Source organism: Pontibacterium sinense, assembly GCF_015209595.1.
Classification (GTDB): Bacteria; Pseudomonadota; Gammaproteobacteria; order Pseudomonadales; family Balneatricaceae; genus Pontibacterium; species Pontibacterium sinense.
This window is the reverse complement of sequence record NZ_JADEYS010000004.1, coordinates 117687-139155: the sequence shown is the minus strand read 5'-3', so window position 1 is coordinate 139155 and position 21469 is coordinate 117687. Positions and strand designations below refer to the sequence as shown.

Below are 21469 nucleotides of genomic sequence, written 5' to 3'. Positions count from 1 at the left end.
AAAAAGACAAATTAGTTGATTACACGCTCAACCCGGTGCAGGACAAGTCGGGCCAATTCAGGTGACGTCCATATAATGACAGCAAAAAAGAAAAAAAACAGAGGCGGGAAAGCCCTCGCCTCCAAAGGTCATCGGACGTCATGAAGTGGGTTAAACGTTTACAGGTGCGGACCGGCATGTGACCGATCCACACAACTGTCTTAACTGTAGCGGGCCACGGACAGGCCTGCTGTGCTGATATGCGGTTCACGACCACAGATCAGATCGGCAACATAACGGCTGCTGCCCAGAGACATCGTCCAGCCCAATGTACCGTGGCCGGTGTTGAGGAACAGGCTCTTGTATTTGGTTTCACCCAGAACCGGCACACTGTCCGGTGTCATTGGACGCAAGCCGCTCCAGAATTCTGCTTTGGAAAGATCACCACCGCCGTGGAACAGGTCGTCCACCACGTGATCAACACTGGCACGACGTTTCTCTGGCAAGCCCAGATCGTAACCGGTGATTTCTGCGGTACCGCCCACACGGATACGGTCATCAAAACGGGTCACAGCGACTTTATAAGTTTCATCCATCACGGTAGACACCGGTGCACGGCTTTCATCAACAATCGGCAGCGTCAGGGAGTAACCTTTGATCGGGTATACCGGCACTTTGATACCGATCTGTGCCAGCAACAATGGACTGTAGCTACCCATCGCAACAACATATTTGTCAGCCGTCAGTAAACCGGCAGAGGTGTGAACGCCAGTCACGTCACCTTTTTCAACGTCTAGCGCATCAACGCTGGTGTTAAACATGAACTTCACACCCAGTGCTTCACACTCTTTGGCCAGAGATTGGGTAAACTTGAAGCAATCACCGGTTTCGTCACCCGGCAGGCGTAAACCACCCACAATCTTTTCGTTCACGTACGCCAGTGCAGGCTCTGCCTTCACACATCCTGCAGTATCCAGTGCTTCAAATGGCACATCACACTCTTTCAGGATCGCCATATCTTTGGCAGCACTGTCCAGCTGCTTCTGGGTACGGAATAGCTGCAACGTACCACCGGTGCGCTGTTCGTAATCAATGTCAATTTCTTTGCGCAGATCAACAAAGCAGTCGCGGCTGTATTCAGCAATACGCAACATACGCTCTTTATTCACAGCGTAGGCCGCTTCGCTACAGTTACGCAGCATTTTGCTCATCCAGATGTACATGCTACTGTCGAGCTTTGGCTGAATCGCGAGCGGGGCCAGATCCTGCATCATCCATTTCATGGCTTTGATTGGAACGCCAGGCGCGGCCCAAGGCATCGCATAACCAGGTGAAATCATCCCTGCATTGCCGTAGCTTGTTTCGAGCGCAGCTTCAGGCTGACGGTCCACGACAGTGACCTCGTGACCTTCTTTAGCCAAATACCACGCGTTGGTTACACCGATTACGCCACTGCCAAGCACAAGAACTTTCATTAATTCACCTCTGATTATTATTTGATCTATACGAGATATATAACCATTCTATGATAAGATCGTCAGAATATTTCTTTGTATTTGACCAGTTATCAGATAACAATCTAATAAAAAATAATAAGCGCAGAAAATATTATGGAATCTAAGCGTAAGCCTTTGAAAAAAAGAAAGTTTGACCGAATTGATCGCAACATTTTGCGGATCTTGCAGCAGGAAGGTCGTATCTCCTACACGGAGCTTTCAGACCGTGTGGGACTCTCAACCACACCCTGTATGGAGCGTGTAAAACGGCTGGAAAAGGATGGTGTCATTGAAGGCTACTACGCACGCATCCATCCCGAAGCACTGGATTATCATATGCTGGTGTTTGTGGAAATATCCCTCTCCTATCAATCACCGGACGCGTTTGGTCTCTTCAATCAAGCGGTGAAGAAGCTACCTTATATACAGGAGTGCCATCTGGTCTCGGGTGATTCCGATTATCTGCTGAAAGCGCGCATCAGTGACATGTCGCAATATCGGGAGCTGTTGGGCGATATGCTGCTGACGCTGCCGGGGGTAAAAAACTCGAAGAGTTACATCGTGATGGAAGAGGTTAAAGAGACTCAGGAACTGCCGGTGCCGGATCGCTAAGCAAGTGTCTGTAACCAGTCTCTCAGAACGCGGGCGCTGGATCCTTCTGCCGTTCCTTTAGGGATCAACAGGTAGTAGTCACAACAGGACGCTACCGGCGGGAAAGGAGCGATCAGGCGCCCGGATTCCAGCTCCTCGGATACCAGCGATCCCCGCGCCAGCGCAATCCCCAGACCCGCATCCGCCGCCGCAATTGCCATATCTGCCCGGTTAAAGTAGTGCCCCCGGGTACTGGAGACATTGTTTAATCCACACTGATCCAACCAGTATCGCCACTCCGCATCACGCGGTGAGTCCGGCCAGGGCATGGAATCATGCAACAGTGAGATTTTCTGCCAAACCGCCGGATCGTTCCAATCGGCATCCGGCATATAATTGGGGCTGGTCACCGGCAACAAGGTTTCGTGCATCAACAACTGCGCTTCAAAGTCCTGATACTCACCATTGCTGTAATCAATCGCCAGATCAAAATCGCCGCTGGTCAGATCCAACAAGGCAGCATCGGCATAGGTTTCAACACGGATATCCGGAAACTTGCGATTAAACGTACGCAGGTGGGGGATCAGCCATTTGAAGACGAATGATGGCGTGGATTTGAGACGAACCACATCTTCGGCGCTGCGTTTCTGCAGCATCTCGACTACCGATTCTATCGCCTCTACCGATTGCTGCGTTACGAGTAATAACTCTTTACCTTCCGGGGTCAGAAGAATACCCCGTGGCTGACGCTCAAACAGTTTCATCCCCAGCTTATCTTCCAACTTGCGAATCTGCTGACTGACTGCGCCGGTGGTCACGGACAACTCTTTAGCGGCATCAGAAAAGCTAAGATGTCGACCACAGGCTTCAAAATGAACCAGTGAAGCCAATGTCCGGGAGGTGAGTTTTGTCATCTATGACCTGTAGAAAATGCAGCCTTTAGTAAAACTAAACAGCCTTTAAGAAACTATCGTTTGTTTTATTACTGATCTGATCAGACAATAGTCTAATCATTTAAAGCAGGAATAGCGATGACCTCTCTGAACATTACTGCGGACGAAAAATCCCTGCTGAGTACCGGCCAGCCTTTAGTCTGGCTGAACCCTAACTATCTGAATGCAGAGGCCGCACCAGAGACTCCGGACATCGCAGGAATCTACGATGCAGAAGCACGCTTATTACGATTTGCACCGCTACTCAGCATCCTGTTTCCCGAATTGATCGAGGCTGACGGCCTGATTGAATCCCCTCTTCTTCCTGCTCCCACGCTCAACACAGCCATCAACCCTCTTGGGGGGCAACTCTTCCTTAAAGCCGATCATGAGTTGCCTGTCGCCGGTTCGATCAAAGCCCGGGGCGGTATCCACGAAGTCTTATGTTTTGCTGAACAGCTCGCCCTTGAAGCAGGCTTACTTGACGATACCAATGATGACTATACGAAACTTGCGCAAGAAGAAGGCCGCGCACTGTTTGCAGATTACACCATGGCGGTTGGCAGCACCGGAAATCTGGGGCTGAGTATTGGCATTATGGGTGCTGCACTGGGGTTCAATGCTGTGGTGCACATGTCATCGGATGCCAAAGAGTGGAAGAAAGAGCGTCTGCGTCATCGTGGTGTAAAAGTGGTGGAGCACACTGCCGATTACGGCGCCGCTGTCGCAGCAGGCCGCGCCGAGTCTGACGCCGACCCACGCAGTTATTTTGTGGATGACGAAAACTCCCCCCGCCTGTTTATGGGTTATGCGGTCGCTGCCTTGCGTTTAAAGCAGCAATTGGACGCAGCAGGCATCGAGATCAACGCGGACACACCATTGTTCGTATATCTTCCGGCCGGCGTAGGTGGCGCCCCCGGTGGAATCACATTTGGCCTGAAAACCCTGTTTGGCGAGAACGTCCACTGCTTCTTCGCTGAACCGGTACAGGCACCCTGCATGCTTATGGGCATGGCAGGTGATGCGGGACAGGAACCTGTTCCGATCTACGAATTGGGTTTGCAGATCGATACCGATGCCGATGGGTTGGCGGTAGGGACTGCATCCCAATGGGTGTGCGATGCAGTGCGTCATCAGGTTTCCGGTGTGTATACGGCAACCGATGAATCACTGTATCGGCACCTTCATCAGCTAAAAAAGCTGGAAAGTGTCGAAGTAGAGCCATCAGCAGCTATAAGTTGTCGTGGTCCGGCTATGCTTAACACAGGCACGGGCAAACAGTATCTGAACGCCCACAATGTAGCTAACTCATTGAAAAATAGTATACATATCGCCTGGTTAACCGGTGGCTCGTTTGTCCCTGATAAGGAATATCAACGCTATCTTGAAAAAGCGATAAAAATTTCCAATTGAAAAAAAGTTCAATAAGAGATACTTTGTTTCCTATTGGAAATAACAATCCAATTAGATAAACAAGGCAAGGCCACTTGCCGACGTCCTCATCAGGACAACCAGCGACTATAAAAATAACAAGGGGAGGTATCCTTCTGATGGAAGCTCTAAGTTCCATAATTGGTGACATTAACGGTATTGTGTGGGGTTGGCCGATGCTGATCCTTATTTTGGGCGTAGGTTTCTTTATGAGCCTGGGTCTGAAATTGATGCCAATTCTGAAACTCGGTACGGGTTTCAAACTGCTCGCAAGCGGTACATCCGCTAAAAAAGGCGAGGAAAGCGAAGGTGAGATTCCTCCTTACCAAGCTCTGATGACTGCAATGTCCGCGACCGTAGGTACGGGTAACATTGCAGGTGTAGCTACCGCGGTATTCCTCGGTGGTCCAGGTGCACTGTTCTGGATGTGGCTCACCGCTCTGGTGGGTATGGCAACCAAATACTCCGAAGCCGTTCTGGCCGTTAAATTCCGTGAAGTAGACGAAGAAGGCAACCACGTTGGTGGCCCGATGTACTACATCAAAAACGGTATGGGCAAGAAATGGGCATGGTTGGGTACAGCATTTGCTGTGTTCGGCGCAATTGCCGGTTTCGGTATCGGTAACACTGTACAGTCCAACTCTATCGCTCAGGTAATCGAAGCTAACTTTGCTGTTCCTACAGTAGTGACTGGCGTGATTGCTATGGTTCTGGTGGGTGCGGTTCTGATGGGTGGTATCAAGCGTATCGGTTCTGTTGCCGGTGCACTGGTTCCATTTATGGCTGTCGCGTACATCATTGCAGGTTTGGTCGTTCTGTCCATCAACGCTGATCAGATTGGCCCTGCCATCTCCCTGATCATCGACAGCGCTTTCACTGGCCACGCGGCTGAAGGTGGTTTCGCTGGTGCTGCAGTTTGGGCGGCTATCCGCTTTGGTGTGGCACGTGGTGTATTCTCTAACGAAGCAGGTCTGGGTTCTGCGCCAATCGCTCACGCGGCGGCACAGACTAAAGATCCAGTTCGTCAGGGTCTGATCGCTATGCTGGGTACTTTCCTGGACACCCTGATCGTATGTTCCGTAACTGGCCTGGTTATCGTAACGTCTGGTCTGTGGACTTCCGGTGAATCCGGTGCTGCACTGACATCTGCTGCATTTGCTCTGGCGCTGCCGGGTGTAGGTAACTATCTGGTTGCTATCTCTCTGGCAATTTTCGCCTTCACTACCATCATCGGCTGGTCTTTCTACGGCGAACGTTGCGTAGAGTTCCTGTTCGGCGTGAAAGCTATCAAACCATACCGCGTTCTGTGGATCCTGGCTGTACCTGTTGGTGCAACCCTGAGCCTGGACTTCGTATGGCTGGTAGCGGATACACTGAACGCTATGATGGCACTGCCTAACCTGATCGCTATCTTGGTACTGAGCCCAGTTGTCTTCAAACTGACTCGCGAGTACTTCGAGCGTCAGAACGGTACTCTGGCTGCAGAGAACAAGTAACAGCTGATCTAATCACTGTTCTGCAAAAAGGGGCCTTCGGGCCCCTTTTTGTTGGTCTGAGTTTAATAAGCATCCTACTTTCCCACCGAAAATGAACAGATTTGTGACTATTTTCAGTTTCAATTCATATCAACCCAATATTATGAACTCAACAACACCGGTGACCCTCAATCGCCCAGTTGTGTGCTTGTGATCTTCGATTCAGTTCATGCGTGTACACGAAGATCAGACTCAGAGTTCTCTAGACAACCCTACTTCGCCGCCTACCCCAAGGCGGCTTTCTTTTTTCTACCGACGCTGGCTTGGTAGAATGTCCTCTTCAGGACAGGGAACATCTTCATGACAAAACTTATCTACATTACCGATCCTCTTTGCGGTTGGTGCTGGGCCTCGGCACCGATAATGGCGGCCGCTAGCAAAACCGCAACAGACTTAGGGATTCCCTTTGAGCTCCTGCACCGGGCATTGTTTACTGGGGACATGGTGCGCTGGATGAGTCGAAGCTTTTCAGATTATGTGACGGAAGCAGATCAACGTATTACTGCACTATCTGGCCAGCAATTTTCTGATACTTACCGGAACAACCTGCTTTATCAACCTGACCTAATCTTTGATTCCTGGCCCACAGCGGTCGCGCTTCAAGTGATTAAAGCCCTCAAACCGGGTCAGGAATATGCCTTCTTTTGCCAACTGCAGCGCTTACGCTTTGATGAAGGTAAAATTATCACGGACAGCTCGGTACTCACCGAAGCCGCAACCCTGGTGGGTATTAAAGCGATCGATTTCCACAATGCATTTTCCTACAGCCCTTCGATAGCCGACGCAGCCAAGCTGCGATCAACGGGAAGCAATCAGCTTACAGAATCAGGCCCTGAGTCAGGGGGTTCCCTGTTTGTTGCTGGAACGTGATGGCAGTCTCGTTCGCCTTCCTCTCGAGTCCTGGTTTGCGGATCCCGAAGGCTTTACTCAGCTTCTTCAGCAACAACTGATCACATCGCCTTAATAGCGCGTGGCGTTTATAATGGCCGCCGCTTTTAATACCGGACCTGTAACATGCAACGTGCTGATATTCTTCTGACCGAACAAGGTCTCGCCCAATCCCGTACCCACGCCCAGCGTTTATTAAAAGGCGGCAAGGTTTCTATTCGCTCAGGCGCAGGCTGGCAGGTGATCAGCAAACCCGGCCTTAAACTGGACCCGGAGACAGAGTTTCAGGTGGAAACCGATGAAGCCGACCGTTTTGTGTCTCGTGGTGCACTTAAACTGTTGGGTGCCCTGCAACGATCACAGTTGGACGTTACCGGACTCATCGCAATTGATATTGGCCAATCAACCGGCGGCTTTAGCGACTGTCTGGTGCAGTCCGGCATTCAAAAAGTCGTCGGTATCGAAGTCGGCCATGATCAGCTTGCTGAGCGTTTGCGGCAGGACGAACGTGTGCTGTGCTTTGAAGGCGTCAATGGTCGCGATCTACCCGCAGAGATGCTCTTGAAACACAGTCACGCCGACGGCTTTGATTTGGCGGTGATGGATGTCTCTTTTATTTCCCAGACAAAAATACTGCCTTCACTAGCGCCTTTGTTGCGTCCGGGCGGTTACCTGATCTCGCTGGTAAAACCTCAGTTTGAGGTCGGTAAAGCGGGCATTGGTCGAGGTGGGATCGTACGTGATCCATCGCTCTACCCCAAAGTGGAAAGCACCATCAAATCTCACTGTGCAGAGCTGGGTCTGGAGGTGCGGGACTACTTTGAAAGTCCGATTAAAGGCGGCGACGGAAACCGGGAGTTTCTGATCATTGCGCAAAAACCGGAATTCTGTTGAAACGGCTAATTTCCGTTTCAATACACGGGATAGTGGATTCGACCCTTAGCTACTAGATATAGCTCACTTAAGAACCCAGATAGAGTTAACAACACTGACTTTTGACGAGTCACTTATTTCAGCATTTTTATCTGTGTTGAAGCATGTGAAGAGTCTCTATAAGGTAAACGGATAAAGGTTGCTGGACTAACCCATTATGTATATCGATCTGCAAGATCTCTTCTGGCTGGCACTCATCAGCTTCTTGTGTCTTCACTGGTGGAAGGCCCAGAAAGTTAAAGAGATCGCCTTCAAACACACGGTACGCCACTGTAAAGAGATGGACCTTCAGCTGCTGGACGGCAGTATTGGGTTACGCGCGCTTTGGTTGAAGCGGGGCAACGACGGTCGCCTGCACTTCTGGCGATCTTATGTGTTTGAGTTTACGGCAACCGGCGACGACCGCTATAAAGGCCAGGTCGTCATGCTGGGGCATAAAGTCACTGATATTCATCTCGACCCTCACCGCATTTGATACGGTGCCAGACCGGATCTTGATCCGGATCATCTCAGTCTTGTATAGGATCTTCACCGCGTCTCCAGCTGTACTAGACTGAGTGTGCTCCTTGTTTTAGAAACGTTTTTTCTGACCCTTTGCTGACTATTTTTAGTGACATTTCATGAGGACACGCCGATGAGCGAGTTACAGAATTTCCGCTTAATGGCCCGCTATAACCAGTGGATGAACGATACACTTACCGAAGCCGCACTCTCCCTGCCTGAATCTGCATTGATGCAAGATCAAGGGGCATTTTTCGGCTCGATCATGGGAACACTTAACCACTTGTTGGTTGGCGATATTATCTGGCTCAAGCGCTTTAGTACCCATCCAACTGGCTTCCACTCCCTGCATCCTCTGGAAACCATGCAAAAGCCGGACGCCCTGGATGCACGGCTGTATGATGACCTTGAAACCTTTTCCGTTGAACGTCAGGGGTTGGATATCATTATCAGTGAATGGTGTGATGAGATGAGCGAGGCTGATCTTGACCATAACCTGAGCTACAGCAATATGGCCGGTGTGCAATCCTGCAAACGCTTTGGTTTTCTAGTGCAACACCTGTTCAATCACCAGACTCACCACCGCGGACAACTCACCACACTGCTGTCCCAGCAGGATGTGGATGTTGGCATCACCGATCTGCTGACCCTGATCCCGGACGCACACTAACGCTTAAACGGCCTCAACGAAAAACGCCAGCGTCATATGGACCGCTGGCGTTTTTGTATCTGTGTCAGACGCTCTTTTATGAAGAGCAGGTCAAACTGATCCCGCCCGCCCAATCCGGCGGTGCGGCGGAATATCGCTCCATATCAGGATGTTCATCACCCGGATGGCGCAACAACGCAAGCAACTGATTAACCGGAACGTAGTTACCCGTATTGGCTTCGCGAATCGCTTCCTCTGCCATATAGTTTCGCAGCATATATTTTGGGTTCACCGAACGCATTTGCTGACGCCGGATCGGAAAACTGGCCGCCTCATCAGCCAAACGCACATCGAATTGATCCATCCAGGTATCAACCGCTTCGCGGTGAAAGAAGAACGGATATAACTGCTCACGATCACCCTGATAATCACACAACGTGCGGAAGAAACGATTGAAATCAACGCGCTGTGCCGCAAACAGGCTCAACAACGATTCTATCAAACCCGCATCATCTGCTTGAGAGGTGACTAACCCCAAGCGGGCTGAAAGGCGCTGATTTCGGTAGGCTACAAACTGGTGGGAATATTCACGTAACACCGCTTTCAGATCATCCTCCCCCACCATGGGTAGAAACGCCTCTGCCAATGCTGTCAGGTTCCACTGCACAATATCCGGCTGTTGCTTGAAGGCATAGCGACCAGTTTCATCACTGTGATTGCTGACAAAGTCGGGACGATACTCATCCATAAAGGTGTAAGGGCCGTAATCAAAGGTCTCACCCAAAATAGACATATTGTCGGTATTCAGTACGCCGTGCACAAACCCATACGCCTGCCACATTGCCACCATGTAGGCCGTACGTTCAGCGATCTGCTGATACATTGCCAGATAAGGGTTTTCTGCGTCTTTGGCATCAGGGTAATAACGCTCGATGCTGTAATCAGCCAAACGCTTTAGGTCTTCATGCTGCTTGCTGTAATAGAAATACTCGAAGTGACCAAAGCGGATATGACACGGCGTGACACGCAGCACCGCCGCACAAGACTCCATCCCTTCGCGCATCACCTGTTGCTCACTACCAATCAGACACAAGGCACGAGTCGTAGGAATACCGAGGCCCTGCATCGCTTCGCCTACCAGGTATTCACGAATACTGGAGCGTAAAACAGCACGGCCATCGCCGAAGCGCGAATAGCGGGTTTTACCCGCGCCTTTCAGATGTAGGTCCCAGCGCTGCCCCTGCTTGTTGACCACTTCACCCAGCAATAAACCACGCCCGTCCCCAAGATCCGGGTTGTAATAGCCGAACTGATGCCCTGTGTATTTCATCGCAAGTGCATCACTGCCCGGCAACGGCGCATGACCACCAAAATAATGGGCCAGTTCCGAAGGGTTGATCGCACAGGGGTTCAGATCCAGCAGGACAGCCACTTCTGGATTAAAGCTGATCAGATGGGAACCCGGCAACGCTTCCGGCAATACCTTGTGATAGAAATGCTCCGGTAAACGCGCATAGCTGTTATCAAAATTGAGCGATTCCAGTGTGGCGAAGGTCTCAGACATCAAGTACATCCCAGTGTTCGATTTGACCATTACCCTACCATTTTAATCAGGTATTTTCACCCCACAGCTTTTCCGTGAATTGAGACAATACACAGACTCCAATACGACTAATCACTCCGCCAGACGGGGATTATGTTAGATTAGAGCGATAAAAAATGTCAGCGACGAGAAATTCAAATGAACGAACCGAGCTATCAGGAGAAGTTCTGGCAGATCATTAGCCTGATACCGTCAGGCTCTGTCGCCACGTACGGGCAGGTCGCTGAACTCGCCGGATTACCAAGTATGGCCCGAGCGGTCGGACGTACATTGAGCCAACTACCAAAAGATACTCAATTGCCGTGGTTTCGGGTTATCAATGCCAAAGGTGAGATTTCGTTTCCCAAAGACAGCCCACCTTATCAACGTCAGAGATCTTTACTCGAAGCGGATGGAGTTGTTTTCATCCGAGGAAAAGTATCGTTGCGGCAGTATAAGTGGCAGCCATAAAGAGCTGCCATCCCTCACACCTTCAATACAACAATCTTTAACGGGAACTGGCCATCAGGTGACGGGAAGTCCACCTCTGGCGTAATAACTTCATAGTCCCGAACAGGACGACCCGCCTTATCCGCGCAGCGCCGCACGACAGCAAGCCACTCATCAAGGTCAACCTTAGCCACATTATTGGTACAGATCAGTGTGCCGCCCTCTTGGGTCGCTAACAGAGAGGGTTTCAGAACACTGGGGTAGTCGCGGATCAGGTCCACCGTGCCAAAATGACTTTTCGCCCAACGCGGAGGGTCCAGAAAGACCAGATCAAACTGCCGTTCATCAATACGAGGAAACGGGCGCGGCTTCTGACCTCGACGTACACGCTGTTTGACGGGGATACCCGCGTATTGCTTCGCAGCAGTAAAAAAGTCACTTTGCACAAACTCAATCCGAGCATCATCGATGCCATTCAACTCGGCATTTTCCCGACCGACATCCAGATTGCGTGTTGAGAAATCCACATTAACCACTGCTGTTGCGCCCGCCTTTGCAGCACAGACACCCACACCACAGGTGTAGGAAAAGAGGTTAAGTACCGATTTACCTTCTGCCAGCTCCAATATCTTGCGTCGCCCTGCCCGCATATCAAGGAACAGCAGAGGATCTTGTCCCTCATGTTTCCCACGTACGCGGTAATTGACGCCCAACTCTTGCCCTACGTATTCAGATCGCAACAGTCGGCTGTCATCGCTACGTCGGGAGTTCTTCGCACTACGGTCGTTATAGACCACTTCTTCTGGTGAAAAGATCGAAGTACATTGCTGCTCAATCTCTACCAAATTCGCATCGGATACCGGCTCATGGAAGCTCTGGATCAGCAACTGAGGACCATATCGGTCCACCGTCAGGCCGGACATACCTTCGTTCGTGCCATGAAACAGACGATAACAATCCGTATTTTCATTGTGCAGAGATGATAACAGTTCACTGCGATTATCCAGTGCTGTCGCCAATAGTTGTTTTAGATCGCTCATTTTCCACCTAACTGCTGTAACAATGACTGGATTGCATCAAGGCGTAACAGAGCATCATCACTTTCTAACAATAACTGCTTCTCTGCCGGACTAAACGGCAAAAACTCAGCCAGTTTATAACCCACCTCAGTGGCATTACGGTAATCTATTTCCAACCCGATCATCTCGATCATAGGGTGCTTTTGCAGATCCTTTAGCAACTGCACCAATGCCTGATGTTTTTCTGCCACATTTGTCTGCTGATCAGCGGCAAGATATTCACACTGACCAATCAGCAAACCATCCGCCTCTGCGCGATGAGTATGAATCATGACTTTATGAAGTCCATCCAGCTCAATACCCAACAGATCATTCGGCAATGGGTGCCAGTCGGCAATCTCACCGTAACAACCGACGGAACAAAATGGCTGACCTGGCTCTGATTTAGTCTTACCCGGTAGCGACTGGACCATCACGAACCCACTCTCATTTTTCATCGCCTCCTTTACCATCCTTAGATAGCGGGGCTCAAAAATTTGTAGCGGTAAACGTGTTCCTGGAAACAGCACAACCGGCAGCGGAAATAGAGGGAGATCGACCATAAGTCACCTTTGAGATAGGAGCGCCAGTATATCAAAGGCCAAATCGACTGATACCTTACACCGGGGCTAAAACGCAAAAAGGGCAGCCGAAGCTGCCCTTTTCTTAGAATAGCTAACAGGTAATTACTTACCAGCCAGTTACTTCTTTCAGTGCGTCACCAATCTGCGCCAGGGAGCGTACAGTCTTAACGCCTGCATCTTCCAGAGCCGCAAATTTCTCATCAGCAGTACCTTTACCGCCGGAGATGATCGCACCTGCGTGACCCATACGCTTGCCTGCAGGAGCAGTTACACCAGCGATGTAGGAAACAACAGGCTTAGTTACGTTTGCTTTGATGAAAGCAGCAGCTTCTTCTTCAGCGGAACCACCGATCTCACCGATCATAACGATCGCTTCGGTCTGTGGATCGTTCTGGAACATTTCCAGAATATCGATGAAGTTAGAACCAGGGATCGGGTCACCACCGATACCAACACAGGTAGACTGGCCGAAACCGTAGTCAGTAGTCTGCTTAACTGCTTCATAAGTCAGAGTACCGGAACGGGAAACGATGCCCACTTTACCTGGCAGGTGGATGTGACCTGGCATGATGCCGATCTTACATTCGCCCGGAGTGATAACACCTGGGCAGTTAGGACCGATCAGGCGAACGCCCAGCTCGTCACACTTAACTTTACATTCCAGCATGTCCATAACCGGGATGTGCTCAGTGATACAAACGATCAGTTTGATACCACCGTTAGCAGCTTCCAGAATGGAATCTTTACAGAATGGTGCAGGAACGTAGATAACAGATGCTTCAGCACCAGTCGCTTCTACAGCTTCTGCAACAGTGTTAAATACTGGCAGACCCAGATGCTCAGAACCACCTTTACCAGGAGTTACGCCACCAACCATTTTAGTGCCGTAAGCGATAGCCTGTTCAGAGTGGAAGGTACCCTGACCACCAGTGAAACCCTGACAGATTACTTTGGTGTCTTTGTTAATCAAAACGGACATGATTATTTACCCTCCGCTGCTTTTACTGCCTGCTGAGCTGCGTCAGACAAGCTAGTTGCGGCGATGATATCCAGACCAGACTCAGCCAGAAGCTTGGAGCCCAGGTCAGCATTGTTACCTTCCAGACGTACAACAACCGGTACGTTTACACCCACTTCTTTCACTGCGCCGATGATGCCTTCTGCAATCAGGTCACAACGAACGATACCGCCGAAGATGTTAACCAGTACGGTTTTCACCTTGTCATCAGCCAGAATCAGTTTGAATGCTTCGGTAACACGCTCTTTAGTCGCGCCGCCGCCAACGTCCAGGAAGTTAGCAGGGAAGCCACCGTGCAGAGCAACGATGTCCATAGTACCCATTGCCAGACCTGCACCGTTAACCATACAACCGATGGTGCCATCCAGAGCAACGTAGTTCAGATCCCACTCAGCTGCGTGCGCTTCGCGCTCGTCTTCCTGAGATGGATCGTGCATAGCCTGCAGATCTTTGTGACGGTATACAGCATTGCCGTCGATCGCTACTTTAGCGTCCAGACAGTGCAAGTTGCCTTCGTCAGTAATAACCAGCGGGTTGATTTCCAGCAGCGCCAGATCTTTTTCCTGGAACATCTGTGCCAGACCCAGGAAGATCTTAACGAACTGCTTGATCTGATCGCCTTCCAGACCCAGCTTGAACGCCAGCTCACGGCCCTGATAAGGCTGTGCGCCAGTCAGAGGATCGATTTCAGCTTTCAGGATTTTTTCTGGAGTTTCTTCTGCTACTTTCTCAATTTCCACACCACCTTCAGTAGATGCCATGAAAATGATACGACGAGAAGAACGGTCTACAACTGCGCCCAGATACAGCTCGTTAGCGATATCGGTGCAATCTTCTACCAGAATTTTAGCAACAGGCTGGCCGTTTGCATCCGTCTGGTAAGTCACCAGATTTTTGCCCAGCCAGTTTGCTGCAAACTCTTGTGCTTCAGCAGGGGAGTCAACCAGTTTCACACCACCAGCCTTACCACGGCCGCCAGCGTGCACCTGAGTCTTAACAACCCACTTATCGCCACCAATTTTTGTAGCTGCTTCAGCTGCAGCTTCTGGAGTATCTACCGCGATTCCTTTAGAAACCGGCAGACCATATGTGGCAAACAGTTGTTTACCCTGGTACTCGTGAAGATTCATGCTCTAATCCGTTGTGTTGTCACTAGTGTGTTTTTCTGCAATCTCGTATGGAGAGTTACGATGTTGCAGCCCAGATGGGATTTCAACGACAAACTTTCATACAACGGCCAGGTACCCCCGAAATGGTGCCTGGCCGAGTAGTTTAAAACGTCAGGTTAGCGTTTTTTACGATTCGCAATGTGGATTGCGTGGCCATCCACCGCCAGAGCGGCTTCGTGCACTGCTTCACTCACGGTTGGGTGAGCGAAAACGGTTAGCTGCAGGTCTTCTGCGCTAGAGCAGAATTCCATAGCAATCGCCGCCTGAGCAATCAGCTCGGATGCGATACCGCCAACCATGTGGACACCCAGAATGCGGTCAGTTTCTTCGCATGCAATCATCTTAACGAAACCATCGGTATCGTCAGCGGCCATTGCACGACCAGAAGCAGCAAACGGGAATTTGCCCACTTTGATCTTCACACCATCAGCTTTCAGTTCCTGCTCGGTTTTACCGACCCAGGCCAGCTCAGGATGGGTGTAGATGATGCTCGGAATCACGTCATAGTTCATCTGAGCTTTGTGGCCAGCAATGATGTCGGCAACCATAATGCCTTCTTCGGACGCTTTGTGCGCCAACATCGGACCACGTACGGAGTCACCGATTGCGTAAACGCCTGGTGCACCCGTGCGGCACTGCTCATCAACAAAGATGAAGCCGCGTTCATCCAGCTGTACGCCGGAATCTTCAGACAGCAGACCGTTAGTCTGTGGCTTACGACCAACAGCTACGATCAACTTGTCTACAGTGATTTCCTGCTCGCCTTTGGAGTCAGTGAACTTCACTTTAACTTCTTTGCCGTCAACGATCTCAGTACCGGTTACGCGAGCACCCAGCTGAATGTCCAGATTCTGCTTCTTGAACAGCTTAGCTGCGTCACGAGCAACATCTTTATCCGCTGCTGCCAGGAAGTCATCCATCGCTTCCAGTACAGTAACCTTGGTACCCAGGCGAGCCCATACAGAACCCATCTCCAGACCGATAACACCTGCACCGATAACACCCAGACGTTCTGGGATTTCATCGATATCCAGTGCACCAGCGTTGTCCAGAATCAGACCGTCAGTCAGTGGCGCAGGTGGGATGTTCACAGGTACGGAACCAGATGCCAGAATCACGTTCTCAGCATCGTATACCGCAGCAGTACCATCTGCAGCAGTAACTTCAACCTGCTTGTTCGCCAGCAGCTTACCCATGCCCTGCAGCACAGTAACGCCATTTGCTTTAAACAGACCACCGATACCACCGGTCAGGTTGCCAACGATTTTGTTCTTACGGGCAACCATCGCTTTAACATCCATAGACACGTCGCCTGTCTGGATGCCGTGCACATCAGCGTGCTGTGCTTTGTGGAACTGATGGGTAGATTCCAGCAATGCTTTAGACGGAATACAACCAACGTTCAGACAAGTACCGCCCAATACAGCAGCACCTTTGTCATCAACCCATTTTTCAACACATGCAGTCTTCAGACCCAGCTGAGCCGCACGAATAGCAGCTACGTACCCACCAGGGCCCGCACCTACGACGATTACGTCGAATTTCTGTGACATGTCTCTTTACCTATCCTATCAATTCACTCGTTATAGTTTTGGGCTGACTTAGACTTCCAGCAGCATACGTGCAGGATCTTCCAGAAGGTCTTTAATAGTCACGAGGAATTGTACAGCTTCCTTACCGTCAATCATACGGTGGTCGTAAGACAGGGCCAGGTACATCATCGGCAGGATTTCAACCTGACCGTTGACCGCCATTGGGCGCTCCTGGATCTTGTGCATACCCATGATTGCAGTCTGAGGCGGGTTCAGGATAGGTGTCGACATCAGGGAACCGAATACACCACCGTTAGTGATGGTGAAAGTACCGCCCTGCATATCGTCCAGACCCAGCTTACCTTCACGACCACGCTTACCGAAGTCAGCAATTGTCGATTCAACATCTGCCAGGCTCATTGCATCTGTATCACGCAGAACCGGAACCATCAGGCCACGATCGGTAGATACTGCGACACCGATATCCTGGTAACCGTGGTAAACCATGTCGTTGCCGTCGATAGATGCGTTAACCGCTGGGAATTTCTTCAGTGCTTCAGTCGCAGCTTTCACGAAGAAGGACATGAAGCCCAGACGCGTACCGTTGTGGGTTTTTTCGAACAGGTCTTTGTACTGCTTACGCAGTTCCATAACCGGCTTCATGTTCACTTCGTTGTACGTGGTCAGCATTGCAGCGTTCTGCTGTGCTTCAACCAGACGTTTAGCGATAGTGGCACGCAGACGTGTCATAGGCACACGTTTTTCAACGCGCTCACCGGTTACGATGTTCAGTGCCGCTGCAGTTGCGGAAGCTGCAGGTGCCGCTGCTGCAGGTGCTGCTGCAGGTGCTGCTGGCTTGTTTTTCAGGAAGTTCTGAACGTCTTCCTTAGTGATGCCGCCGTTTTTGCCGGTACCTGGGATCGCAGAAGCATCCAGACCGTTTTCGTCGATCAGCTTACGTGCCGCTGGACCAACTTTATCCGCATCGCCTGCTGGCGCTGCTTCTGCTGCAGCGGCAGGTGCTGCTGCACCCGCTGCGCCTGCTGTGAAGGTTGCCAGTACTTCTTCGCTCAGTACGGTGTCGCCTTCGCCTTTCAGGATCTCTGCAACAACACCGTCTTCAGGTGCTACTACTTCCAGTACTACTTTGTCTGTTTCGATATCTACAATCAGCTCGTCCGCAGAACACGCTTCACCTGGCTGCTTGTGCCAGGTTGCAACAGTACCGTCTGCTACTGATTCAGGGAAAGTCGGCGCTTTAATTTCGATGGACATGTTATTTCCTTTACCGTTGCTCCGTCAGGTGATTACTTTCGATCACCTGATCAACCGTTGATTGCTTCGTTAACCAGTTTTTCTTGCTGCTCAAGGTGTACAGATACGTAACCTACAGCAGGTGCCGCTGCGTGCGGACGACCTACACCTTCAAGGTGCAGATTAGGATTCTGAGCGTGCAGAATCGAACGCATGTGATGCTGACTGCAGTACCAGGCGCCTTGGTTCATTGGCTCTTCCTGACACCAAACCACAGACTCCAGATTTGTGTACTCACCAAGCGCACGCGCCAGATCCTTCTCAGGGAATGGATACAGCTGTTCGATACGAATGATGGCAACATCATCTTTTTCCAGCTCTGCACGACGGTTATACAGGTCGTAGTAGACCTTACCGCTACACAGAACAACACGCTTAACCTTGCTCGGATCCTGCTGATCAGTCTCAGCAATCACTGGCTTGAACATCGTGCCTTCAGCCAACTCTTCCAGAGTCGAGGTTGCCTGCTTGTGACGCAACAGACTTTTCGGCGACATAACAACCAAAGGCTTACGCAGAGGTCGAACGACCTGACGACGCAGCAAGTGGAAGATCTGAGCCGGAGTTGTAGGAACACACACCTGAATGTTGTGTTCAGCACACAGCTGGAGATAACGTTCCAGACGTGCAGAAGAGTGCTCTGGCCCCTGACCTTCAAAGCCATGAGGCAGAAGCATAGTCAGGCCACACAGGCGCTGCCATTTCTGCTCGCCACTTGTAATAAACTGGTCAATAACAACCTGAGCACCGTTAGCGAAATCGCCGAACTGAGCTTCCCAGATTACCAATGCATTAGGTGTAGTCGTTGCATAACCATACTCGAATGCAAGTACCGCTTCTTCAGACAAGTAGGAATCATGCAATGTCAGACGCGGCTGTTCTGGAGATAAGTTTTCCAGAGGCGTATGTGTTTCTGCATCTTTCTGGTTGTGAAGAACCGCATGACGGTGGGAGAACGTGCCTCGACCAACATCCTGACCGGTAATACGTACCGGGTGGCCTTCTGCCAGAATAGAAGCGTATGCCAACGATTCTGCCATACCCCAGTTCAGGGCCATTGCACCCGCAGCCATACGCTTACGGTCATCAATGATTTTCTGAACCTGACGCTGCACAGTGAATCCGTCTGGCACGTCACACAGCTTGTTACCCAACTCTTGCAGGAGCTTAAGGTCAACACCGGTTTCGTGGTCAAAGACCCACTTATGGCCAAGGTATGGACGCCAATCAACGAAGAGCTCTTCGTTTGGCTGCTGCACAAGAGACTGTACTACGTGCTCACCGTTTTCCAGTGCAGAACGGTAGTCTTTCTCCATCGCCTTGCTCTGTTCAGCGGTGATAACACCTTCGCTGATCATCTGCTGGGCATACAGCTCACGCGTTGTTTTCTGTTTCTTGATTTGAGCGTACATCAGTGGCTGAGTACCGGATGGTTCATCCGCCTCGTTATGGCCACGACGACGGTAGCAAACCAGATCGATAACAACGTCTTTTTTGAATTCGTTACGATAGTCTACCGCCAGCTGAGTCACAAAGCGTACCGCTTCCGGATCGTCTCCGTTTACGTGGAAGATTGGTGCAGACACCATCTTCGCGACATCAGTACAGTACTCAGAAGAGCGGGAGTCTTCTTTTTTGTTGGTGGTAAAACCAACCTGGTTGTTGATAACAAGGTGGATTGTACCGCCGGTTTTGTAAGCACGGGTCTGAGACATCTGGAATGTCTCCATCACCACACCCTGACCAGCAAATGCCTGATCACCGTGGATGTTGACTGGCAGTACCGTTGTACCTACCGCATCATCACGTCGATCCTGACGAGCACGTACAGAACCTTCAACAACCGGCGCTGAGATTTCCAAGTGGGATGGGTTAAACGCCATCGCCAAATGAACCTCACCGTCAGCGGTCATTACGTTGGAAGAGAAACCTTGGTGGTACTTAACGTCACCGGACGTTTCCACCATTTTCTTACCTTCAAACTCACCAAACAGCTCAGCCGGGTTCTTACCAAAGATATTCACCAGCGTGTTCAGACGACCACGGTGGGCCATGCCGATCACAACTTCTTTAGTACCCTGCTTGCCTGCACGCTGAATCAAAGAGTTCAGGCAGACAATCATGGATTCGCCGCCTTCCAGACCGAAGCGCTTAGCACCGGCGTAGCGGGAACCCAGATATTTTTCCAGACCTTCAGCAGCCGTCAGGCGCTCAAGAACCATCATTTTCTTCTCAGGCTCAACCACAGGGTGGGAACGACTTGGTTCCAGTCGGGACTGAATCCAGCGTTTTTCCTGAGTGTCAACGATGTGCATATATTCTGCACCGACGGTGCCACAATATGTCTTCTTCAGGTCAGCCAGAATATCTTTTAGCGGCGCTTCTTCTGGACCGAAGAACAGGGAACCGAGCTGGAAGACTGTGTCGTAATCGGCTTCAGACAGTTCATGGAAGCGAGGATCCAAATCAGGAACGTCTTCACGCTCCAGCAAACCCAGCGGGTCAATGGTTGCTACCTGATGACCACGTACGCGATATGCGTTGATCATTCGCAGAACGCGAACCTGCTTCTTCTCATGTTCTGAGCTAACAGAACTGACAGCAGCTGGTGCAGCGCGTTTCTGGTTTTTAGCGAGGTACAGGAAATGTTCCTGGATAGTTGAGTGCGGAACATCCTGTGTAAGGTTGTCACCCACTTTAGGTAAACGATCGAATTCTTCACGCCATTCTTGTGGAACAGCACTTGGATCCATCAGGTAGGTTTCGTACAGTTGTTCGATGTAGGAAAGGTTGCCACCGTAAAGGTGCGCATTTTTCCACATCAACTCCATGATGCCTTCTTGCATTCTTGATCACCCTGGCTCAGGGGGCTTTGCTAAGCTTTACCAGCCGATTCGCTGTCCAGCCTGCCCCTCTTTGACGTTACCGTATATTTACTCTGCCACCACAGGCGTCCCTGTGCTTGGCGGTTGCTATTCTATAGCTTTTCACAGGAAGCTTTAAATAATTCTTTGTGTGAATATCACCGAATTGTCATTTTTTTCTAATCGGACAATTAGTCTTTCTCATTCAGCACAAAAAGAACAAAAAAAAGCGGTGCCCTAGGGCACCGCTTTTTATTAGGTCGCTTGCTGAATGAGCATGTTGCGAATCTTACCGATTGCCTTGGTCGGGTTAAGACCTTTAGGACAAACATTCACACAGTTCATGATGCCGTGGCAGCGGAAGACACTAAAAGGGTCATCCAAATCAGCCAGACGCTCGCGCGTTGCGGTGTCTCGGCTATCCGCTAGGAAGCGGTATGCCTGCAGCAGGCCCGATGGGCCAATGAACTTGTCTGGATTCCACCAGAAAGACGGGCAAGACGTTGAACAGCATGCACAGAGAATACACTCGTACAGACCGTCCAGCTCAGCACGTTCTTCCGGAGACTGCAGACGCTCGATCGCCGGTGCCGGCGTATCATTGATCAGGAACGGCTTAATCTTCTCGTACGCTTTGTAGAACTGAGTCATGTCTACAACAACGTCACGAATAACCGGCAGACCCGGCAACGGACGCAGCACAAGCTTGTCGTTCTCTACCACTGCGGACAGCGGAGTGATACAAGCCAGACCGTTCAGGCCGTTCATGTTCAGACCATCGGAACCACAAACACCTTCACGGCAGGAGCGACGGTATGCCAGAGACGGATCTTTGTCCTTCAGAAGCTGAAGGAGATCCAGCACCATGATGTCCTTACCACCAGGGATATCGATATGGATATCCTGCATGTAAGGCTTGTCATCAGTCTCAGGATTATAGCGATATACACTTACCAGCATGAT

At 50.6% G+C, this 21469-nt stretch carries 19 protein-coding genes; 8 read left to right on the top strand and 11 right to left on the bottom strand.

The window, feature by feature from the left end:
* Window positions 1-200: 200 nt before the first annotated feature.
* Window positions 201-1454: a D-amino acid dehydrogenase gene (locus IOQ59_RS05615; RefSeq protein ID WP_193952292.1), complete on the bottom strand. Its 1254-nt coding sequence runs from the start codon at window positions 1452-1454 to the stop codon at window positions 201-203.
* Window positions 1455-1589: 135 nt separating this feature from the next.
* On the opposite strand from IOQ59_RS05615, the gene IOQ59_RS05610 reads away from it, so the two are divergent.
* Window positions 1590-2087 carry an Lrp/AsnC ligand binding domain-containing protein gene (locus tag IOQ59_RS05610; protein ID WP_193952291.1) on the top strand — a complete coding sequence of 166 codons (498 nt, stop codon included), beginning with the start codon at window positions 1590-1592 and terminating at the stop codon, window positions 2085-2087.
* Here IOQ59_RS05610 and IOQ59_RS05605 read toward each other — a convergent pair.
* Entirely contained in the window at window positions 2084-2980 is an 897-nt protein-coding gene (locus IOQ59_RS05605) for a LysR substrate-binding domain-containing protein (protein WP_193952290.1), read from the bottom strand. The genes IOQ59_RS05610 and IOQ59_RS05605 overlap by 4 nt on opposite strands.
* Window positions 2981-3097: 117 nt before the next feature.
* On the opposite strand from IOQ59_RS05605, the gene dsdA reads away from it, so the two are divergent.
* The 6 genes from dsdA (at window position 3098) to IOQ59_RS05575 (ending at window position 8956) form a co-directional block, all read left to right on the top strand.
* The gene (gene dsdA / locus IOQ59_RS05600) at window positions 3098-4411 is read left to right on the top strand and encodes a D-serine ammonia-lyase (protein WP_193952289.1); all 1314 of its coding nucleotides are present in this window, start codon (window positions 3098-3100) and stop codon (window positions 4409-4411) included.
* A gap of 137 nt (window positions 4412-4548) precedes the next feature.
* Window positions 4549-5925, top strand: coding sequence for an alanine/glycine:cation symporter family protein (locus IOQ59_RS05595; protein WP_193952288.1), 1377 nt, complete (start codon window positions 4549-4551; stop codon window positions 5923-5925).
* A gap of 339 nt (window positions 5926-6264) precedes the next feature.
* Window positions 6265-6834 (top strand): hypothetical protein, encoded by a 570-nt coding sequence (locus IOQ59_RS05590; RefSeq protein ID WP_193952287.1) that lies wholly within the window; start codon window positions 6265-6267, stop codon window positions 6832-6834.
* A gap of 144 nt (window positions 6835-6978) precedes the next feature.
* Window positions 6979-7746, top strand: coding sequence for a TlyA family RNA methyltransferase (locus IOQ59_RS05585; RefSeq protein WP_193952286.1), 768 nt, complete (start codon window positions 6979-6981; stop codon window positions 7744-7746).
* 196 nt (window positions 7747-7942) lie between these two features.
* On the top strand, window positions 7943-8260 hold the full coding sequence (locus tag IOQ59_RS05580) for a DUF3301 domain-containing protein (protein ID WP_193952285.1): 318 nt from the start codon (window positions 7943-7945) through the stop codon (window positions 8258-8260).
* A 159-nt stretch (window positions 8261-8419) separates the two neighbouring features.
* The gene (locus IOQ59_RS05575) at window positions 8420-8956 is read left to right on the top strand and encodes a DinB family protein (protein ID WP_193952284.1); all 537 of its coding nucleotides are present in this window, start codon (window positions 8420-8422) and stop codon (window positions 8954-8956) included.
* A gap of 76 nt (window positions 8957-9032) precedes the next feature.
* Here the strand turns inward: IOQ59_RS05575 and IOQ59_RS05570 are convergent, their stop codons facing one another.
* Window positions 9033-10499: a protein adenylyltransferase SelO gene (locus IOQ59_RS05570; RefSeq protein ID WP_193952283.1), complete on the bottom strand. Its 1467-nt coding sequence runs from the start codon at window positions 10497-10499 to the stop codon at window positions 9033-9035.
* A gap of 177 nt (window positions 10500-10676) precedes the next feature.
* Here IOQ59_RS05570 and IOQ59_RS05565 point away from each other — a divergent pair, with 177 nt between their 5' ends.
* Window positions 10677-10988: an MGMT family protein gene (locus IOQ59_RS05565; RefSeq protein ID WP_193952282.1), complete on the top strand. Its 312-nt coding sequence runs from the start codon at window positions 10677-10679 to the stop codon at window positions 10986-10988.
* A gap of 14 nt (window positions 10989-11002) precedes the next feature.
* Here IOQ59_RS05565 and IOQ59_RS05560 read toward each other — a convergent pair whose 3' ends face one another.
* The 8 genes from IOQ59_RS05560 to IOQ59_RS05525 all read right to left on the bottom strand — a co-directional run bounded on the left by IOQ59_RS05560 (window position 11003) and on the right by IOQ59_RS05525 (window position 21466).
* Entirely contained in the window at window positions 11003-12007 is a 1005-nt protein-coding gene (locus IOQ59_RS05560; RefSeq protein ID WP_193952281.1) for a class I SAM-dependent rRNA methyltransferase, read from the bottom strand.
* On the bottom strand, window positions 12004-12588 hold the full coding sequence (locus IOQ59_RS05555; RefSeq protein WP_193952280.1) for an LON peptidase substrate-binding domain-containing protein: 585 nt from the start codon (window positions 12586-12588) through the stop codon (window positions 12004-12006). Before IOQ59_RS05555 ends, IOQ59_RS05560 begins: the two co-directional genes overlap by 4 nt.
* A gap of 127 nt (window positions 12589-12715) precedes the next feature.
* Window positions 12716-13588 carry a succinate--CoA ligase subunit alpha gene (gene sucD, locus IOQ59_RS05550; RefSeq protein ID WP_193952279.1) on the bottom strand — a complete coding sequence of 291 codons (873 nt, stop codon included), beginning with the start codon at window positions 13586-13588 and terminating at the stop codon, window positions 12716-12718.
* A gap of 2 nt (window positions 13589-13590) precedes the next feature.
* Window positions 13591-14757, bottom strand: coding sequence for an ADP-forming succinate--CoA ligase subunit beta (sucC, locus tag IOQ59_RS05545; protein WP_193952278.1), 1167 nt, complete (start codon window positions 14755-14757; stop codon window positions 13591-13593).
* Window positions 14758-14912: 155 nt separating this feature from the next.
* Window positions 14913-16349, bottom strand: coding sequence for a dihydrolipoyl dehydrogenase (gene lpdA / locus IOQ59_RS05540; RefSeq protein ID WP_193952277.1), 1437 nt, complete (start codon window positions 16347-16349; stop codon window positions 14913-14915).
* 48 nt (window positions 16350-16397) lie between these two features.
* On the bottom strand, window positions 16398-17603 hold the full coding sequence (odhB, locus tag IOQ59_RS05535; RefSeq protein WP_193952276.1) for a 2-oxoglutarate dehydrogenase complex dihydrolipoyllysine-residue succinyltransferase: 1206 nt from the start codon (window positions 17601-17603) through the stop codon (window positions 16398-16400).
* A 50-nt stretch (window positions 17604-17653) separates the two neighbouring features.
* The gene (locus IOQ59_RS05530; protein WP_193952275.1) at window positions 17654-20488 is read right to left on the bottom strand and encodes a 2-oxoglutarate dehydrogenase E1 component; all 2835 of its coding nucleotides are present in this window, start codon (window positions 20486-20488) and stop codon (window positions 17654-17656) included.
* A 273-nt stretch (window positions 20489-20761) separates the two neighbouring features.
* Window positions 20762-21466: a succinate dehydrogenase iron-sulfur subunit gene (locus tag IOQ59_RS05525; protein ID WP_193952274.1), complete on the bottom strand. Its 705-nt coding sequence runs from the start codon at window positions 21464-21466 to the stop codon at window positions 20762-20764.
* Window positions 21467-21469 lie beyond the last annotated feature (3 nt).